General features: G+C 67.6%; 17 protein-coding genes. 10 read left to right on the forward strand and 7 right to left on the reverse strand.

Annotation, left to right across the window (positions count from 1 at the left end; all coding sequences use genetic code 11):
- Window positions 1–10 precede the first annotated feature (10 nt).
- The gene (locus tag ACT009_RS10605; protein WP_445191057.1) at window positions 11–1,597 is read left to right on the forward strand and encodes a hypothetical protein; all 1,587 of its coding nucleotides are present in this window, start codon (window positions 11–13) and stop codon (window positions 1,595–1,597) included.
- On the opposite strand, the gene ACT009_RS10610 is transcribed toward ACT009_RS10605, so the two are convergent.
- The 4 genes from ACT009_RS10610 to ACT009_RS10625 all read right to left on the reverse strand — a co-directional run bounded on the left by ACT009_RS10610 (window position 1,569) and on the right by ACT009_RS10625 (window position 4,325).
- Window positions 1,569–2,705: a GNAT family N-acetyltransferase gene (locus ACT009_RS10610; protein WP_445191058.1), complete on the reverse strand. Its 1,137-nt coding sequence runs from the start codon at window positions 2,703–2,705 to the stop codon at window positions 1,569–1,571. The two genes, ACT009_RS10605 and ACT009_RS10610, sit on opposite strands and share 29 nt — an antisense overlap.
- 242 nt (window positions 2,706–2,947) lie before the next feature.
- Window positions 2,948–3,412: a RidA family protein gene (locus ACT009_RS10615; RefSeq protein ID WP_445191059.1), complete on the reverse strand. Its 465-nt coding sequence runs from the start codon at window positions 3,410–3,412 to the stop codon at window positions 2,948–2,950.
- A complete protein-coding gene (locus ACT009_RS10620) occupies window positions 3,409–4,056 on the reverse strand; it encodes an HAD family hydrolase (RefSeq protein WP_445191060.1) in 648 nt (215 codons plus the stop codon). Before ACT009_RS10620 ends, ACT009_RS10615 begins: the two co-directional genes overlap by 4 nt.
- Window positions 4,053–4,325: a DUF3572 domain-containing protein gene (locus ACT009_RS10625; RefSeq protein WP_445191061.1), complete on the reverse strand. Its 273-nt coding sequence runs from the start codon at window positions 4,323–4,325 to the stop codon at window positions 4,053–4,055. The genes ACT009_RS10620 and ACT009_RS10625 overlap by 4 nt, the downstream gene beginning before the upstream one ends.
- Window positions 4,326–4,358: 33 nt before the next feature.
- Between ACT009_RS10625 and ACT009_RS10630 the strand changes: the two genes are divergently transcribed.
- Window positions 4,359–4,721 carry a response regulator gene (locus ACT009_RS10630; protein ID WP_445191062.1) on the forward strand — a complete coding sequence of 121 codons (363 nt, stop codon included), beginning with the start codon at window positions 4,359–4,361 and terminating at the stop codon, window positions 4,719–4,721.
- Between the two features lie 443 nt (window positions 4,722–5,164).
- Here the strand turns inward: ACT009_RS10630 and rpmG are convergent, their stop codons facing one another.
- Window positions 5,165–5,332, reverse strand: coding sequence for a 50S ribosomal protein L33 (rpmG, locus tag ACT009_RS10635; protein WP_445191063.1), 168 nt, complete (start codon window positions 5,330–5,332; stop codon window positions 5,165–5,167).
- 164 nt (window positions 5,333–5,496) lie between these two features.
- On the opposite strand from rpmG, the gene ACT009_RS10640 reads away from it, so the two are divergent.
- The 4 genes from ACT009_RS10640 to ACT009_RS10655 all read left to right on the forward strand — a co-directional run bounded on the left by ACT009_RS10640 (window position 5,497) and on the right by ACT009_RS10655 (window position 8,594).
- Entirely contained in the window at window positions 5,497–5,817 is a 321-nt protein-coding gene (locus ACT009_RS10640; protein ID WP_445191064.1) for a hypothetical protein, read from the forward strand.
- Window position 5,818: 1 nt separating this feature from the next.
- Entirely contained in the window at window positions 5,819–6,385 is a 567-nt protein-coding gene (locus ACT009_RS10645) for a TMEM165/GDT1 family protein (RefSeq protein ID WP_445191065.1), read from the forward strand.
- Window positions 6,386–6,451: 66 nt separating this feature from the next.
- Window positions 6,452–6,943 (forward strand): Dps family protein, encoded by a 492-nt coding sequence (locus tag ACT009_RS10650; RefSeq protein WP_445191066.1) that lies wholly within the window; start codon window positions 6,452–6,454, stop codon window positions 6,941–6,943.
- A gap of 49 nt (window positions 6,944–6,992) precedes the next feature.
- Window positions 6,993–8,594: a cisplatin damage response ATP-dependent DNA ligase gene (locus ACT009_RS10655; protein ID WP_445191067.1), complete on the forward strand. Its 1,602-nt coding sequence runs from the start codon at window positions 6,993–6,995 to the stop codon at window positions 8,592–8,594.
- 80 nt (window positions 8,595–8,674) lie between these two features.
- On the opposite strand, the gene rnc is transcribed toward ACT009_RS10655, so the two are convergent.
- On the reverse strand, window positions 8,675–9,343 hold the full coding sequence (gene rnc / locus ACT009_RS10660) for a ribonuclease III (RefSeq protein WP_445194062.1): 669 nt from the start codon (window positions 9,341–9,343) through the stop codon (window positions 8,675–8,677).
- Window positions 9,340–10,143 (reverse strand): signal peptidase I, encoded by an 804-nt coding sequence (gene lepB / locus ACT009_RS10665; protein WP_445191068.1) that lies wholly within the window; start codon window positions 10,141–10,143, stop codon window positions 9,340–9,342. Before lepB ends, rnc begins: the two co-directional genes overlap by 4 nt.
- 160 nt (window positions 10,144–10,303) lie before the next feature.
- On the opposite strand from lepB, the gene pgi reads away from it, so the two are divergent.
- From pgi to gorA, 4 genes are read left to right on the forward strand one after another with little or no spacing between them, the layout of a single operon-like run.
- Complete coding sequence (gene pgi / locus ACT009_RS10670) at window positions 10,304–11,794, forward strand: glucose-6-phosphate isomerase (protein ID WP_445191069.1); 1,491 nt, start codon at window positions 10,304–10,306, stop codon at window positions 11,792–11,794.
- A 44-nt stretch (window positions 11,795–11,838) separates the two neighbouring features.
- Window positions 11,839–12,045 carry a type II toxin-antitoxin system VapB family antitoxin gene (locus tag ACT009_RS10675; RefSeq protein WP_445191070.1) on the forward strand — a complete coding sequence of 69 codons (207 nt, stop codon included), beginning with the start codon at window positions 11,839–11,841 and terminating at the stop codon, window positions 12,043–12,045.
- Complete coding sequence (vapC, locus tag ACT009_RS10680; RefSeq protein WP_445191071.1) at window positions 12,042–12,455, forward strand: type II toxin-antitoxin system VapC family toxin; 414 nt, start codon at window positions 12,042–12,044, stop codon at window positions 12,453–12,455. The genes ACT009_RS10675 and vapC overlap by 4 nt, the downstream gene beginning before the upstream one ends.
- Window positions 12,455–13,804: a glutathione-disulfide reductase gene (gene gorA, locus ACT009_RS10685; RefSeq protein WP_445191072.1), complete on the forward strand. Its 1,350-nt coding sequence runs from the start codon at window positions 12,455–12,457 to the stop codon at window positions 13,802–13,804. Before vapC ends, gorA begins: the two co-directional genes overlap by 1 nt.
- Window positions 13,805–13,844: the final 40 nt, after the last annotated feature.

Here is a 13,844-nt window from a genome sequence, read left to right on the forward strand (position 1 = left end):
GGCTGCGCCCATGGAGGGGCAGCAGCTTCACTGGTGGCAGACGCGGTGGTTCGTGGTCGCGATGGCGCTCGCGGCGATCGTGCCGTTGCTGCGTCCGGAGATCCCGCCGCTGGTCGACCTGCCGGGGCATCTCGGGCGCTACCGCGTTCAGCTCGACAACGGCGCGCATCCCTGGCTCGCAGACTGGTATGATTTCCGTTGGTCGCTGATCGGCAATCTCGGCATCGACCTGCTGATCGTGCCGCTGGCGCCGGTCTTCGGGCTGGAGATGGCGGTCAAGCTGATCGTGATGGCGATCCCGGCGCTGACCGTCACCGGGCTGCTGTGGATCGCGCGCGAGGTGCATGGCCGCATCCCCGCCACCGCGCTGTTCGCGCTGCCGCTCGCCTACAGCTACCCGTTCCAATTCGGGTTCATCAATTTCGTGCTGTCGATGGCGGTGGCGCTCAACCTGTTCGCGCTGTGGCTGCGACTCGGGCGGCTGCGACGGTTCGGGTTGCGCGCGGCGCTGTTCGTGCCGGGATCGTGCCTGTTGTGGCTGTGCCATACCTTCGGCTGGGGCGTGCTCGGCGTGCTCGCCTTTTCCGCGGAGATGATCCGCCAGCACGATGCCGGCGAACGCTGGTTCAAGGCGTGGATCCGGGCAGGGCTCGGCTGCCTGCCGCTGGCGCTGCCGATCCTGATGATGATCTTCTGGCGATCGGGCGATCATGTCACCGGCCAGACCACCGACTGGTTCGATTGGCGCGCCAAGATCAACTGGGTGTCGATGATGCTGCGCGACCGCTGGATGGCGTTCGACATCGCATCGGTGACGGTGATGTTCATGATCCTGTTCAAGGGCGTGCGCGATTACCGGATCGAATATTCGCGCAACCTGATCCTATCGGCGCTGTTCCTGCTCGCGGTGTTCGTGCTGCTGCCGCGGATCGTGTTCGGATCGGCCTATGCGGACATGCGGCTGGCGCCGTACGTGGTCGCGATCGCGCTGATCGCGCTGCGGCCGAAGCGCGGGCTGTCGTTCCGCGGCGCCGCGACCTTCGCCGCGTTGGGGCTGGTCTTCGTCAGTGCGCGGCTGATCGGCACCACCATCAGCTACTGGATGTATGCCGACAGCTACGACCGCACGCTGGTGGCGCTGAACCACGTGCCGGTCGGCGCGCGGCTGGTGTCGTTCGTCGGGCGCGAGCGCTGCGCCGACGAATGGGCCTATTCGCGGCTGGAACACGTCCCCGCGCTCGCGCTGGAACGGCGGCTGGCCTACACCAACGATCAATGGTCGATGGCAGGCGCGCAACTGCTCACCGCCCGCTACCGCCCCGCCCAGCGCTTCGCGCACGATCCGTCGGAGATCGTCACCGGCCTGCGCTGCCGCGGCGAATGGTGGCGCCCGATCTCGATGGCGCTGGAAACGTTCCCGCGCGACGCGTTCGATTATGTCTGGCTGATCCGGCCCCCGCGCTACGATCCGGCGCTGGTAGAGGGCATGACCCCAATCTGGCGCAACGACCACAGCACGCTGTTCCGGATCGATCGCAAGCCGCCGCGCGGGGAGGCGGAGCTCGCGCCTATGAAGTCGATCGGCGGAACGGGGTGAGTTCGCCGAGATAGTCCTGATCCGCCGCGACCGACGCCCGCTCGCGCACCAGGAAATCGGCGATCGCCCGGCGGAAGCCCGGATCGGGGATGTAGTGCGCCGACCAGGTCGGGACCGGCACATAGCCGCGCGCCAGCTTGTGCTCGCCCTGTGCCCCCGCCTCGACGGTCTTCAGCCCGCGCGCGATCGCGGCGTCGATCGCCTGGTAATAGCAGAGTTCGAAATGGAGGAAGGGCACCTCCTCGGTACAGCCCCAATAGCGGCCATAGAGGGTGTCGTCGCCGATCAGGTTGAGCGCACCCGCGATCGGCACGCCGTCGCGCTCGGCGAGGATCAGCAGCACGCGGTCGCCCAGCGCCTCGCCGAGCAACGAAAAGAAGCTACGGGTCAGGTATGGCTGGCCCCATTTGCGGCTGCCGGTGTCCTGATAGAAGCGCCAGAACGCGTCCCAGTGCCGCGCTTCGATGTCTGTGCCGGTGAGGTGGCGGATCGTCAGCCCCTCGACCGCGGCCGCGCGTTCCTTGCGGATCGCCTTGCGCTTGCGGCTCGCCAGCGCGGCGAGGAAATCGTCGAAGGTCGCATAGCCGTCGTTCGCCCAGTGGAACTGGGTGCCCTGGCGGATCAGCCAGCCGGCGCGTTCGAAGAACGGCAGCTGTGCAGGCGCGATGAACGTGGCGTGCGCGCTCGACAGCTTGTGCTGGTCGGCCACCGCCTCGATCGCCGCGATCAGCGCGGGTGCGGCGCTGTCGTCGCGCAACAGCAGCCGAGGCCCAGGCACCGGGCTGAACGGCGCAGCGACCTGGAGCTTGGGGTAATAAGCGCCCCCTGCCCGCTCCCACGCATCAGCCCAGCCATGGTCGAAGACATATTCGCCCTGGCTGTGGCTCTTGCCGTACGCAGGCGCGACCGCGATGGGCACGCCATCGGCATCGTCGACGACGATCGGGATCGGCTGCCACCCCGATCGCGCACCGACGCTGCCCGATGCCTCGAGTGCGGCGAGAAAGCCATGGCCGACGAACGGGTTACCCGTGCCGGCGCACGCGTCCCACTGGTCGGCAGGGATGGCTGCGACGCCGTCGGCGAGGCGGGCGATGAGCGCGGTCATTCGCTGCGGCAGATAGGGTGGCGCGCGCGCCGGCGCTAGTTGTGGCGGGTCGATGGGGGCGGATATGTATCGACCGCTTGGCTACCGGCGTATGTCTTGGTGGCGATCAGGCGATACTCAGGCCGTGGAGCGTTGTGCTCCCGCGAAGGCGGGAGCCCAGTACTGGGTCCCCGCCTTCGCGGGGACTCAAGCAAGAGGTCGTGAGATCGATCGTCCTCCTCGGACGAGGCGGAGCGCGCCCGTCAGCCCTTGATCTGGACGATCGCGTCGATCTCCACCGCGGCGCCGAGCGGCAGGACGGGGACGCCGACCGCGCTGCGGGCATGCTTGCCGGCGTCGCCGAACAGCGCGACCATCAATTCGGACGCGCCGTTCGCGACCTTCGGCTGATCGGAGAACCCCGCGGCGGAATTGACGAACACGCCGAGCTTCACGATCCGCTCGACCCGAGAGAGATCGCCCAGATACTGCTTCAGCTGCGCCACGATCATCAGCCCGCAGGCGCGGGCCGCCTCCTGCCCGCGATCGAGATCGACGTCCTCGCCGAGCCGCCCGGTGACGAGCATGCCGTCGATGAACGGCAGCTGCCCGGACAGATGGAGAAGCCCGCCCGCCTCGACGACGGGGACATAGGCGGCCACCGGGGCGGCGGCCTGGGGAAGGGAGAGGCCGAGAGCCTCCAGCGCGCGGTCAATCTGGTCGGTCATGCGGGCGTCTTCGGGCGCTCGCCGGTCGCGGTCAAGCCTTCGGCGAAGCGCGCCTCGATCCACGTCACCGCCTCGCGCCAATCGTCGATCCGCGCGTTGGCGTCGGGCGCGGGGGGCATCGTCCGCGCCAGATCGGGTTCCGAGATCATGTGCAGCCGGTGGACGTCGGGCGCATGCCGCGCGACCGATTCGTGATGGACCGGCAGATCGTCGACGAACACGGTGATCGGATCGCCATATTCGGCGACGAGCCGCGCGACCGGCTCGCCCTTGCCACCCTGGTTGCATTCGACGCGGTGCGCGATCCCGAAGCGCGCGAGCTGGTCGATCCGTGGCTGGCGGCATTCGTCGCGCAGATTGGTGAGGATGACGATGTCCGCGCGCGCGGCGAGCCGCGCCAGCGCCTCCGCGGCGTGCGGGACCAACGTCTGGCGGCGCATCTCGTTCGGGAAGAACTGGTTGAGCATCCCCCACATGTCCTCCCGCGAGGGCGCCGGGCTGCCGTCGCGCCGGGTCATGCTGGTCGCGAAATCGCCCCCCGCGATATCGAAGTCGATCGCATGTTCCTGATCGAGCCAGGTGCCGAAATGCCGCACCATGTGCAGCAGCACCTCGTCGCAGTCGCAGATCAGCAGCGTCTTCATCGAACCTCCAGGGCCGCGCGGGCGGCGACCAGCGATTCGGGCTTCATGTCGAGCGCGGCGGCGCAGGCGACCAGATCGGGCTCGTGCGCTTCGAGAAAGCCGAGCGCGGCGGCGAGCACCACCGGATCGCCGACGCGGGCGCGCAGATCCTCGGGATCCAGGCCGGTCGTGGCGAGCAGCCGCGCCGCGCGATCGGGCTCCGCCAGCGTCCACACCAGCGCGCTCAGCGCGACGGCATCTGCGTTGTCGTTTGTATCGGTACGCAGCATTGCCTATCGTCCCGTTCCGAAGGAGCGATCCCGTTGGCAAAAAGGGTGCTCGTTGTCGAGGACAACGAACTCAATCTGAAGCTGTTCTGCGATCTGCTGCGCGCGCATGAATACACCGCCGAGCCGGTGCGCGACGGCCGCGAAGCCGTGGACCGCGCACGCGACTTCAAGCCCGACCTGATCATCATGGACATCCAGATGCCGCACGTCACCGGCTACGAACTGATCCTGGAGCTGAAGGCCGACCCGACGCTGAAGAGCATCCCGGTGATGGCGGTCACCGCCTATGCCGGCCGCGAGGACGAGGAACGCATCCGGGCGGCGGGGGCGGACACGTATGTGTCGAAGCCGATCAGCCTGGCGCGCTTCATGGATGCGGTTGGGGCGTTGCTGTAGGCGGGGCTTTGCGGGGTGGTTCACGCGAGGGCGCGAAGAAGGGAGTTCGCGCGGAGACGCGGAGGCGCGGAGGAAGAAGGGGTTAGGTGCCTGCGCGCTTCGCGTCCGCTGCCACTCCCCACCCGTTCACCTCGAGTAGCCGTCGAGCTTGTCGAGACGGCGTATCGAGAGGTGCTCTCTCGGGGCAATGTCTCTCGATACGGGCTCTCGGCTTCGCTCGATCCCTACTCGAGACGAACGGGAGTGGGTGAGAAAGGTCTGTGCTCGGGCAAAGCGCCGCAGGCCCTCGACCCTTCTTCCTCCGCGTCTCCGCGCGAACCTTCTTCTACCCTCGCCGCGGACCCCAGACGCCGAAAGGACCCCAGACGCCGAAAGGACCGCAGAGCTGGCGCCCGCGGTCCCATACCTCAGCGTCGCACGGCGGCATCACGCCACCGCGGCGATCACTTGATCTTGGCTTCCTTGAACTCGACATGCTTGCGCACGACGGGATCGTACTTCTTGAAGACGAGCTTTTCCGTCTTGGTCCGCGGGTTCTTCTTGGTGACGTAGAAGAAGCCGGTCTCGGCGGTGCTGACGAGCTTGATCTTGACGGTAGTCGGCTTGGCCATGAGCCTGTGTTCCTGCAATACGAAGAAGAGCCGCGGCACGCGTGCCACCGCTCGATCAGCCGCGGCGCATGACGGATCGTCCCGTGCAAGTCAACCACGGGAACGGTTTAACCGGCCCTTCACCACTCCGGGCGCAGCATCGCACGACGCGAACGGAGACGGTGATGACGATGTCGGGCGACCTGGAAAACGTCAAAGCCGATCTGGCGGCGCGAATCGCCGCGATCGACGTGCGGGCACCCTATTCGCGCGCCTGCGAACTCGCACCCGACGTCGATGCGATCCGGGCGATCGCCCATCATGCCGGGCTCAACCCGGCGGTGACCGTCGCCCATTTCCTCGGCTCGGCGCTCTCGCGCGGCGAGCATGGCGCGCTGGTCCATGGCTGGCTGGCGGTGCTGCGCGACGCGGTCGGCAGCGACCGGCAGGACGTCGCGGCCTGCGATTCGTTCGCCGCCGCCTGTTCGGTCCGGCTGGCGGGCTGAAGTGGATGCGCTGATGGCGGCGCTGGTCGCCGCCGCCGGCGCGCAGGTCGGCGACCGCACGGCGTGGCTCGCCGCGATCTTGGCGGACCGTTGTCGCTCGCCACTGCTGGTGGCGGCGATCGCCGCGTTTGCGGTCGCGATCGCGGCGACGGCAGCGACCGCGGCGGGCATCCTGCTGGTACCGCGACTGACCCCCGAGGCGAAACAATTGCTGCTCGCGCTCGCGCTGATCGCACAGGGCGGCGGCGCGGTGTTTCGGACCAAGCCGCCTGGCCGGCTGCACGGGTGGCGGCTGGGCACGGTCGCGACGAGCTTCGTCGGGCTGCTGGCGCTCGCGATCGGCGGCGGCGTGCCGTTCATCGTTCTCGCCATCGCGGCGCGTTCCGCGGTGCCGTGGCTCGCGCCGGTCGGTGCGGTGATCGGCTCGCTCGCGGTGATCCTGCCCGCGGCGACGCTCGGCGAAGGCGCGTGGCGGGCGCTGCCGCTGCGTACCGCGCGGACGGCGATCGGCGCCGTCTTCGCGATCGTCGGCGTGGCGATCGGGCTCGCCGCGATGGGGCTGGTCTGACGCCCGGAGCGACGGAGCAAAAGCGCGGACGGTTCGTTCTCGCGCCGACATCATCCGGAGTTCCCCATGGCCACCGTCAATCCCGCGCTCGATACCCCGACCGGGCTCAGCAACACCCGTTCGGTCGCGGATGCGCTCAACGCCTCGCTTGCCGACTGCTATGCGCTGTACCTCAAGACCAAGAATTTCCACTGGCACGTGTCGGGACCGCATTTTCGCGACTATCACCTGATGCTCGACGACCAGGCGACCCAGATCCTCGGCGTGACCGACGCCATCGCCGAGCGCGTCCGCAAGACCGGCAACGTCACGCTGCGGTCGATCGGCGACATCTCGCGCCGCCAGACGATCGCGGACAACGACGCCGACTTCGTCGATCCGCACGCGATGCTCGCCGAACTGCGCGAGGACAATCTGAAGCTGGTCGAGGCGTTCCGCGTCGTGAAGGACGCCGCCGAGGAGGCGAAGGACAACGCCACCAGCGGCATCGTGGACGACTGGACCGACGAGGCAGAGGAACGTGCCTGGTTCCTGTTCGAGGCGAGCCGCAAGGCCTGACGTAGCACCGGGTCGGGACCGCTTCGCGTTCCCTGCGCGTTAGCCCCCGATGCACGCCTTCGCCGCGCTTCTCGACTCGCTGATCTACACCCGCTCGCGAAATGCGAAGCTGAAGCTCATCGGCGATTACCTGCAGGCGGCGCCCGATCCCGATCGCGGGTGGGCGATGGCGGCCCTGACCGGCGATCTCGATCTGCCGGGGGTCAAATCCGCGGTAATCCGGGCGCTGATCGAGGCGCGGGTCGATCCGGTGCTGTTTCGGATGAGCCGCGATTATGTCGGCGATACCGCGGAGACGGTGGCGCTGCTGTGGCCCGCGCCGGCGCTGCCGGTCGACCCGGCGCCGCTGTCGATCGGCGCGGTGGTCGACCGGCTGTTGTCGCTGTCGCGCTCCGACGCGCCCGCCGCGCTTGCGGAGATGCTCGACCGGTCGGACGCGGAGGAGCGGTTCGCGCTGCTCAAGATGGCGACCGGCGCGCTGCGGATAGGGGTGTCGGCGCGGCTGGCCAAGACCGCGCTGGCGCAGGCGTTCGGGATCGATGTCGAGGCGGTCGAGGAGGTGTGGCACGGGCTCGCCCCTCCCTATCCGACGCTGTTCGCCTGGGCCGAGGGCAAGGGCGAGCAGCCGACCCCCGTCGACGTGCCGGTGTTCCGCCCGTTCATGCTCGCGCACCCGCTGGAGGATTTGCGCGTCGATCTCGCCGATTACGCCGCGGAGTGGAAATGGGACGGCATCCGCGTCCAAATCGTCCATGTCGCGGGCGTCACCAAGCTCTACAGCCGGACCGGCGACGACGTGACCGGTAGCTTTCCGGAGGTGGCCGCCGCCTTCTCCACCCCCGGCGTGGTCGACGGCGAGCTGCTGGTGAAGGGCGAGGCGCAGGGTCATACCCTCGACGCGGATCGCGCCGATGGCGGCGCGGCGAGCTTCAACGCGCTCCAGCAGCGGCTCGGCCGCAAGACCGTGTCGGCGAAGATGCAGGCCGATTACCCCGCCTTCGTCCGGCTCTACGACATCCTGTTCGACGGGGCGGAGGATCTGCGCGCGCTCAGCTGGACCGAGCGGCGCGCGCGGTTGGAGGCTTTCGTGCCGCGGCTCGACCCCGAGCGATTCGACCTCAGCCAAGTGATCGACGCACCTGATTTCACCGCGCTGGAGGCGATCCGCGGCGGTGCGCGCGATGCCGCGATCGAGGGCGTGATGCTGAAACGCCGCGATTCGGCCTATGTGACCGGGCGCCGCGTCGGGCTGTGGTACAAATGGAAGCGCGATCCGCTGACCGCCGACTGCGTGATGATGTACGCGCAACGCGGATCGGGGCGGCGATCGAGCTATTACAGCGACTATACCTTCGGCTGCTGGACCGAGACGGGCGAGCTGCTGCCGGTCGGCAAGGCTTATTCGGGGATCACCGACGACGAGCTGCGGATGCTCGACAAGTTCGTGCGCGGGCATACGCTCAGCCGGTTCGGGCCGGTGCGCGAGGTCGAGAAGACGCTGGTACTGGAAATCGCGTTCGATTCGCTGCACGCGTCGAAGCGGCACAAGTCGGGGGTGGCGATGCGCTTCCCGCGGATCGCGCGGATCCGGACCGACAAGCCGGCGGCGGAGGCGGATCGGATCGAGACGTTGATGCGGATGATCACCTGAGGCTGAGGGCGGCGCGTCCCCTACCTTCTTCGTCATCCTCGCGCATGCGGGGGACGAAGGGAGTGAAAGGCGTATCTCTCCTATCCCCCGAGCTGCTCCAGCAACGCTTTCGCCGCGGCGGTCTCCGCTTCCTGTTTGTTGGCGCCAGTCGCGCTGGCGGTCGCGAGCTTGCCGATCGTCACCGTTACCGTGAAGCGCGGCGCATGGTGCGGGCCCGACCGGTCGCTGACCACATAGTCGGGCGGGCGGCGGTTGTGCGCGGCCGCCCATTCCTGAAGCTGCGACTTGGGATGCTGTGGCGCCTTCGCCCCCGCGGCGACCCGGTCGCCCCAGGCGGCGCGGACGAAGCCGCGTGCGGCGTCAAGCCCGGCTTCCAGATACCAGGCGCCGATCAGCGCCTCCATGACGTCCCCGAGGACATTGTCGCTTTCCGACGCGCCGTCGTCGCGCGCCTGCTTGCCGAGCCGCAGATGCGGACGGACGCCGAGTTCGCGGGCGATGCCGGCGCAGACCGGGCCGGTGACGAGCGCGTTGAAGCGTTTCGACAGCTGCCCTTCGGGTTCGTCGGGAAACAGCTGCCACAGCCATTCCGCCATAATCAGCCCGAGCACGCGATCGCCGAGGAATTCGAGCCGTTCGTAATTCGCCGCGGCCTGGCTGCCATGCGTCAGCGCGCGTTCGAACGGGGCCGGATCGCCGGGCGCGCGGCCGAAGGTCGCAGCGAGCCAGGTCGCCAGTTCGGCGGTCAGAACCCTGCTCCGATCCGCTCCCACCGCGCCGCGCTGAACCAGGTCCAAGGCAGCAGCCACGATGCCGATCCGTCGGTAGAGAAGAAGCCGACCACCGCCTTGCCCTCGATCCGCTCCATCGGGATGTAGCCCATCCCCATCGGCGGCGCGAAGCGGCTGTCGGCGCTGTCGTCGCGATTGTCGCCCATCAGGAACACGTCGCCGGCGGGAACGGTGTACTGCCCGGTCTCGTCCGCTTCCGGGATCTCGCGCTGGTCGAGCACCATATAGCTGCGCCCGTTCGGCAGCGTCTCGCGAAAGCGCGGATAGCGGCAGATCGGCTTGCCGCCGGTGTCGACGTCCTGGAACGCCGCACCGCATTTCTCGGCGTCGAAATTGGGGGTGAGCGGAAGCGTGAAATCGGCGACCCGTTGCTTGGAGATCGGCTTGCCGTTGAGGATCACCTGCCCGTGGGTGACCTGCACGGTATCGCCGGGCAGGCCGATGACGCGCTTGATGACGTCGTGGTCGTCGGGGCCCATCGACCGGAACACGACGATGTCGCCGCGCACCGGATCATGCGGCAGCACCCGCCCGGGGATCAGCGGCAGGCCCCAGGGCAGCGACCAGCGCGAATAGCCGTAATTCCACTTCGACACGAACAGGTAATCGCCGATCAGCAGCCGCGGCAGCATCGATTCGGAGGGAATCGAGAACGGCGCGAACACGAAGCTGCGCAGGACGAACACGAACAGCGCGAGCTTCAGCAGGAAGCGGAAGGTCTCGCTGGTTTCCGAGCGGGCGGACTTTGTCTTGGCCATGATGGACCCATAACCGTCTCCGTTCGTCCTGAGTAGTCGCCTCGCCCGCACCGGCACGCGACGAACGGGCTTGCCGCGGCCGGCCCATGCGATACGGGCGACGCTTGCAGAACGACATTGCCCTGTGACCTCCCCAACTCAGCCTTAGGATGACGCGACGATGAGCGACTGGTCGACGATCGAAGCCCTCCCCTCCCCCAAGCTGGTCGACCTGTTCGCCGCCGACCCCGATCGGCTCGCGACCTTCAGCCTCGACGTCGCGGGGATCCATTTCGACTGGTCGAAAACCCACCTGACCGCCGACGCTATGGCCGCGTTCGCGGCGCTGGCTGCGGCGCAGGACCTGACCGGCAAGCGCGATGCGATGTTCGGTGGCGCGGTCGTCAACGTCACCGAGAACCGCCCGGTCGAACACACCGCGGAGCGCGGCGAGGGCAAGGCGGAGAGCGTCGCGATCGCGCGCCAGTTCCACGCCCGGATGCGCACGCTGATCGATGCGATCGAGGGCGGTGCGCTCGGCGAGGTGCGGCACGTGCTGCATGTCGGCATCGGCGGTTCGGCGCTCGGGCCGCATCTGCTGATCGACGCGCTCGGGCGCGAGGACAAACGCTACGACGTCGCGATCGTCTCCAACGTCGACGGCACCGCGCTGGAGGACGTGTTCGACCGATTCGATCCCGCCGCGACGCTGCTGGTGATCGCCTCCAAGACCTTCACCACCACCGAGACGATGCTGAATGCCGAGTCGGTGCTCGGCTGGATGACCGAACACGGCGTCGAGGATCCCTATGGCCGCGTCATCGCGCTGACCGCGTCGCCCGACAAGGCGGTCGAATGGGGCGTCGACGAGACCCGCGTGCTGCCCTTCTCCGAAGGCGTCGGAGGGCGCTATTCGCTCTGGTCGTCGATCGGCTTTCCCGCCGCGATCGGGCTCGGCTGGGGTGCGTTCGAGGAGCTGCTGGAAGGCGCCGCCGAGATGGACCGGCATTTCCGCCTCTCGCCGCTGCACCAGAACGCGCCCGCAATCGCAGCGTTTGCGGATCTCTATTACACCCAGGTCCGCCATGCCGAGACTCGGGCGCCGTTCGCCTATGACGAGCGGCTGCGGCTGCTACCGAGCTATCTCCAGCAGCTGGAGATGGAATCGAACGGCAAGAGCGTGCGGGTCGACGGCCAGCCGGTGGGGCGCCCGACCGCGGCGATCACGTGGGGCGGGGTCGGCACCGACGCGCAGCATGCGGTGTTCCAGCTGCTCCATCAGGGCACGCACCTGGTGCCGGTCGAATTCATCGCGGTGATCGAACAATATGACACGCTGAACGAGGATCATCACCGCCAGCTGCTGCTCAACGCCTTCGCGCAGGGCGCAGCGCTGATGAAGGGCAAATCGGTCGACGATCCCGCGCGCAGCTATTCGGGCGACCGGCCGTCGTCGACGCTGCTGCTCGACCAGCTCGACCCCCGCACGCTCGGCGCACTGATCGCCTTCTACGAACACCGCGTGTTCGTGAACGGCGTGCTGCTCGGGATCAACTCGTTCGACCAGTTCGGGGTCGAGCTCGGCAAGGAAATGGCCAAGGAAGCCGCCAAGGGCGGCGGCGACTTCGATCCCTCGACTACCGACCTGATCCGCCGCGCCGGACTGGATTGAGGCCGGCGGGACTGCTATAGGCACGGCTCCACGGAGCCATGCCCATGCGGACCAGTATCCAGATCGACGAGACGCTGATGGCAACGGTTATGCGCGCACTGAACGCCAAGACCAAGAGCGAGGCGATCGACCAGGCACTGCGGACGACGCTGCGGCTGCGCCAGCAGGAGGCGTTGCGTGATCTGCGCGGCATCGGCTGGGACGGCGACCTCGACGACATGCGGACCAGCAAATACATTCCCGCTGAATGATCGTCGTCGATTCCAGCGTTTGGATCGACTATTTCCGAGGCACAACCACCGTCCAGACCGAGTTCCTCGACTACAGCTTCGGTCGAGACCCGGTGATCGCTGCGGATCTGGTCGTGGCCGAGGTTCTGCAGGGCTTTCATGACGCACGCAGCTTCGAACTGGCGGAGGCCCGGCTTGCGTTGGCCTATCCTTTGACCGTCTGCGACCAGCAGGTGGCCGTTCAGGCCGCGCGCAACTATCGCCGTTTGCGCGGCATCGGGATCACTATCCGAAAGACGATCGACACGCTGATCGCTACGCGGTGCATCCTCGATGGACTGCCCTTGTTGTACCGGGACCGCGATTTCGATCCCTTCGTCGAGCATCTCGGCCTGCGGTCGGCGATGGCTACCCCCATTGGAGTGAATTGATGGCCGATTACGACTACGACCTCTTCGTCATCGGCGCGGGATCGGGCGGGACGCGGGCGTCGCGGGTGGCGGCGGCGCACGGCGCGCGCGTGGCGGTGGCGGAGGAGTACCGTGTCGGCGGCACCTGCGTGATCCGCGGCTGCGTTCCCAAGAAGCTGCTCGTCTACGGCGCGCACTTCGCGGAGGACCTCGCCGACGCAAAACGCTTCGGCTGGCAGGTGCCCGATCAATGCGAGTTCAGCTGGCCGACACTGCGTGACAACGTCATGGAGGAGGTCGATCGGATCAACGCGGCCTACACCACGACGCTGGAAAGCCACGGCGTCGAGATCATCCACAGTCGCGTCACCATTACCGGCCCCAACCAGGTCACGCTGGCCGATGGCACCGTCAAGACCGCCGAACGCATCCTGATCGCGGTCGGCGCACACCCCGCGGTGCCTGACTGCCCAGGCGCCGAACACGGCATCACCTCGAACGAGGCGTTCCACCTCGAAGCGATCCCGAAGCGCGTGCTGATCGCGGGGGCGGGATACATTGCCAATGAATTCGCGGGCATCTTCCACCAGCTCGGCGCGCACGTCATCATCATGAACCGCACGCAGGACATCCTGCGCGGTTACGACCTGTCGATCCGCGATCGGCTGCTGCAGATTTCGCTGATGAAGGGGCTGGAATTCCGCTTCGATGCCGCGTTCCAGGGGATCGAGAAGAATAACGACGGCTGCCTGACGGTGAGCATGGCGAACCACGAGCCGGTGACGGTCGACATGGTGATATTCGCGACCGGGCGCGTGCCCAATACCGGGTCGCTGGGGCTCGACGCGGCGGGTGTCGAGCTCGACGCCAAGGGGGCGGTGGTGGTCGACGAGGACAATCGCTCGACCTGCCCGAGCATCTACGCGATCGGCGATGTCACCAATCGCGTCCAGCTGACCCCGATTGCGATCCGCGAGGGGCAGGCGTTCGCCGACACGATCTATGGCAACAAGCCGACCAGGGTCGACTACACCAACATCCCGAGCGCGGTGTTCAGCCACCCGCCGCTCGCCGGGGTCGGGCTGACCGAGAGCGAGGCCAAGCAGACGCTGGGATCGATCCGGGTCTATTCGTCCGATTTCCGGCCGATGAAGAACGTCCTCGCCAACCGCAACGAACGCGCGCTCTACAAGATGATCTGCGACGGCGAGACCGGCAGGATCGTCGGGCTGCACATGATCGGACCCGATGTGCCGGAAATCCTCCAGGCCGCCGCGATCGCGGTGAAGGCGGGGCTGACCAAGGACCAGTTCGACGAGACCGTCGCGCTGCATCCGACGATGGCGGAGGAACTGGTGTTGATGCGGTGAGGGTGTCGGAGGTCGAATGACGCCCTGCAACATCGTGCTC

The sequence above is a fragment of the Sphingomonas sp. Tas61C01 genome, from assembly GCF_052567495.1.

Bases quoted from the DNA above. Each gene is read 5' to 3' on its own strand.
- ACT009_RS10605 (WP_445191057.1), top strand. From the start codon at position 11: ATGGAGGGGCAGCAGCTTCACTGGTGGCAGACGCGGTGGTTCGTGGTC.
- ACT009_RS10610 (WP_445191058.1), bottom strand. From the start codon at position 2,705: ATGACCGCGCTCATCGCCCGCCTCGCCGACGGCGTCGCAGCCATCCCT.
- ACT009_RS10615 (WP_445191059.1), bottom strand. From the start codon at position 3,412: ATGACCGACCAGATTGACCGCGCGCTGGAGGCTCTCGGCCTCTCCCTT.
- ACT009_RS10620 (WP_445191060.1), bottom strand. From the start codon at position 4,056: ATGAAGACGCTGCTGATCTGCGACTGCGACGAGGTGCTGCTGCACATG.
- ACT009_RS10625 (WP_445191061.1), bottom strand. From the start codon at position 4,325: ATGCTGCGTACCGATACAAACGACAACGCAGATGCCGTCGCGCTGAGC.
- rpmG (WP_445191063.1), bottom strand. From the start codon at position 5,332: ATGGCCAAGCCGACTACCGTCAAGATCAAGCTCGTCAGCACCGCCGAG.
- ACT009_RS10640 (WP_445191064.1), top strand. From the start codon at position 5,497: ATGACGATGTCGGGCGACCTGGAAAACGTCAAAGCCGATCTGGCGGCG.
- ACT009_RS10650 (WP_445191066.1), top strand. From the start codon at position 6,452: ATGGCCACCGTCAATCCCGCGCTCGATACCCCGACCGGGCTCAGCAAC.
- ACT009_RS10655 (WP_445191067.1), top strand. From the start codon at position 6,993: ATGCACGCCTTCGCCGCGCTTCTCGACTCGCTGATCTACACCCGCTCG.
- lepB (WP_445191068.1), bottom strand. From the start codon at position 10,143: ATGGCCAAGACAAAGTCCGCCCGCTCGGAAACCAGCGAGACCTTCCGC.
- pgi (WP_445191069.1), top strand. From the start codon at position 10,304: ATGAGCGACTGGTCGACGATCGAAGCCCTCCCCTCCCCCAAGCTGGTC.
- ACT009_RS10675 (WP_445191070.1), top strand. From the start codon at position 11,839: ATGCGGACCAGTATCCAGATCGACGAGACGCTGATGGCAACGGTTATG.
- vapC (WP_445191071.1), top strand. From the start codon at position 12,042: ATGATCGTCGTCGATTCCAGCGTTTGGATCGACTATTTCCGAGGCACA.
- gorA (WP_445191072.1), top strand. From the start codon at position 12,455: ATGGCCGATTACGACTACGACCTCTTCGTCATCGGCGCGGGATCGGGC.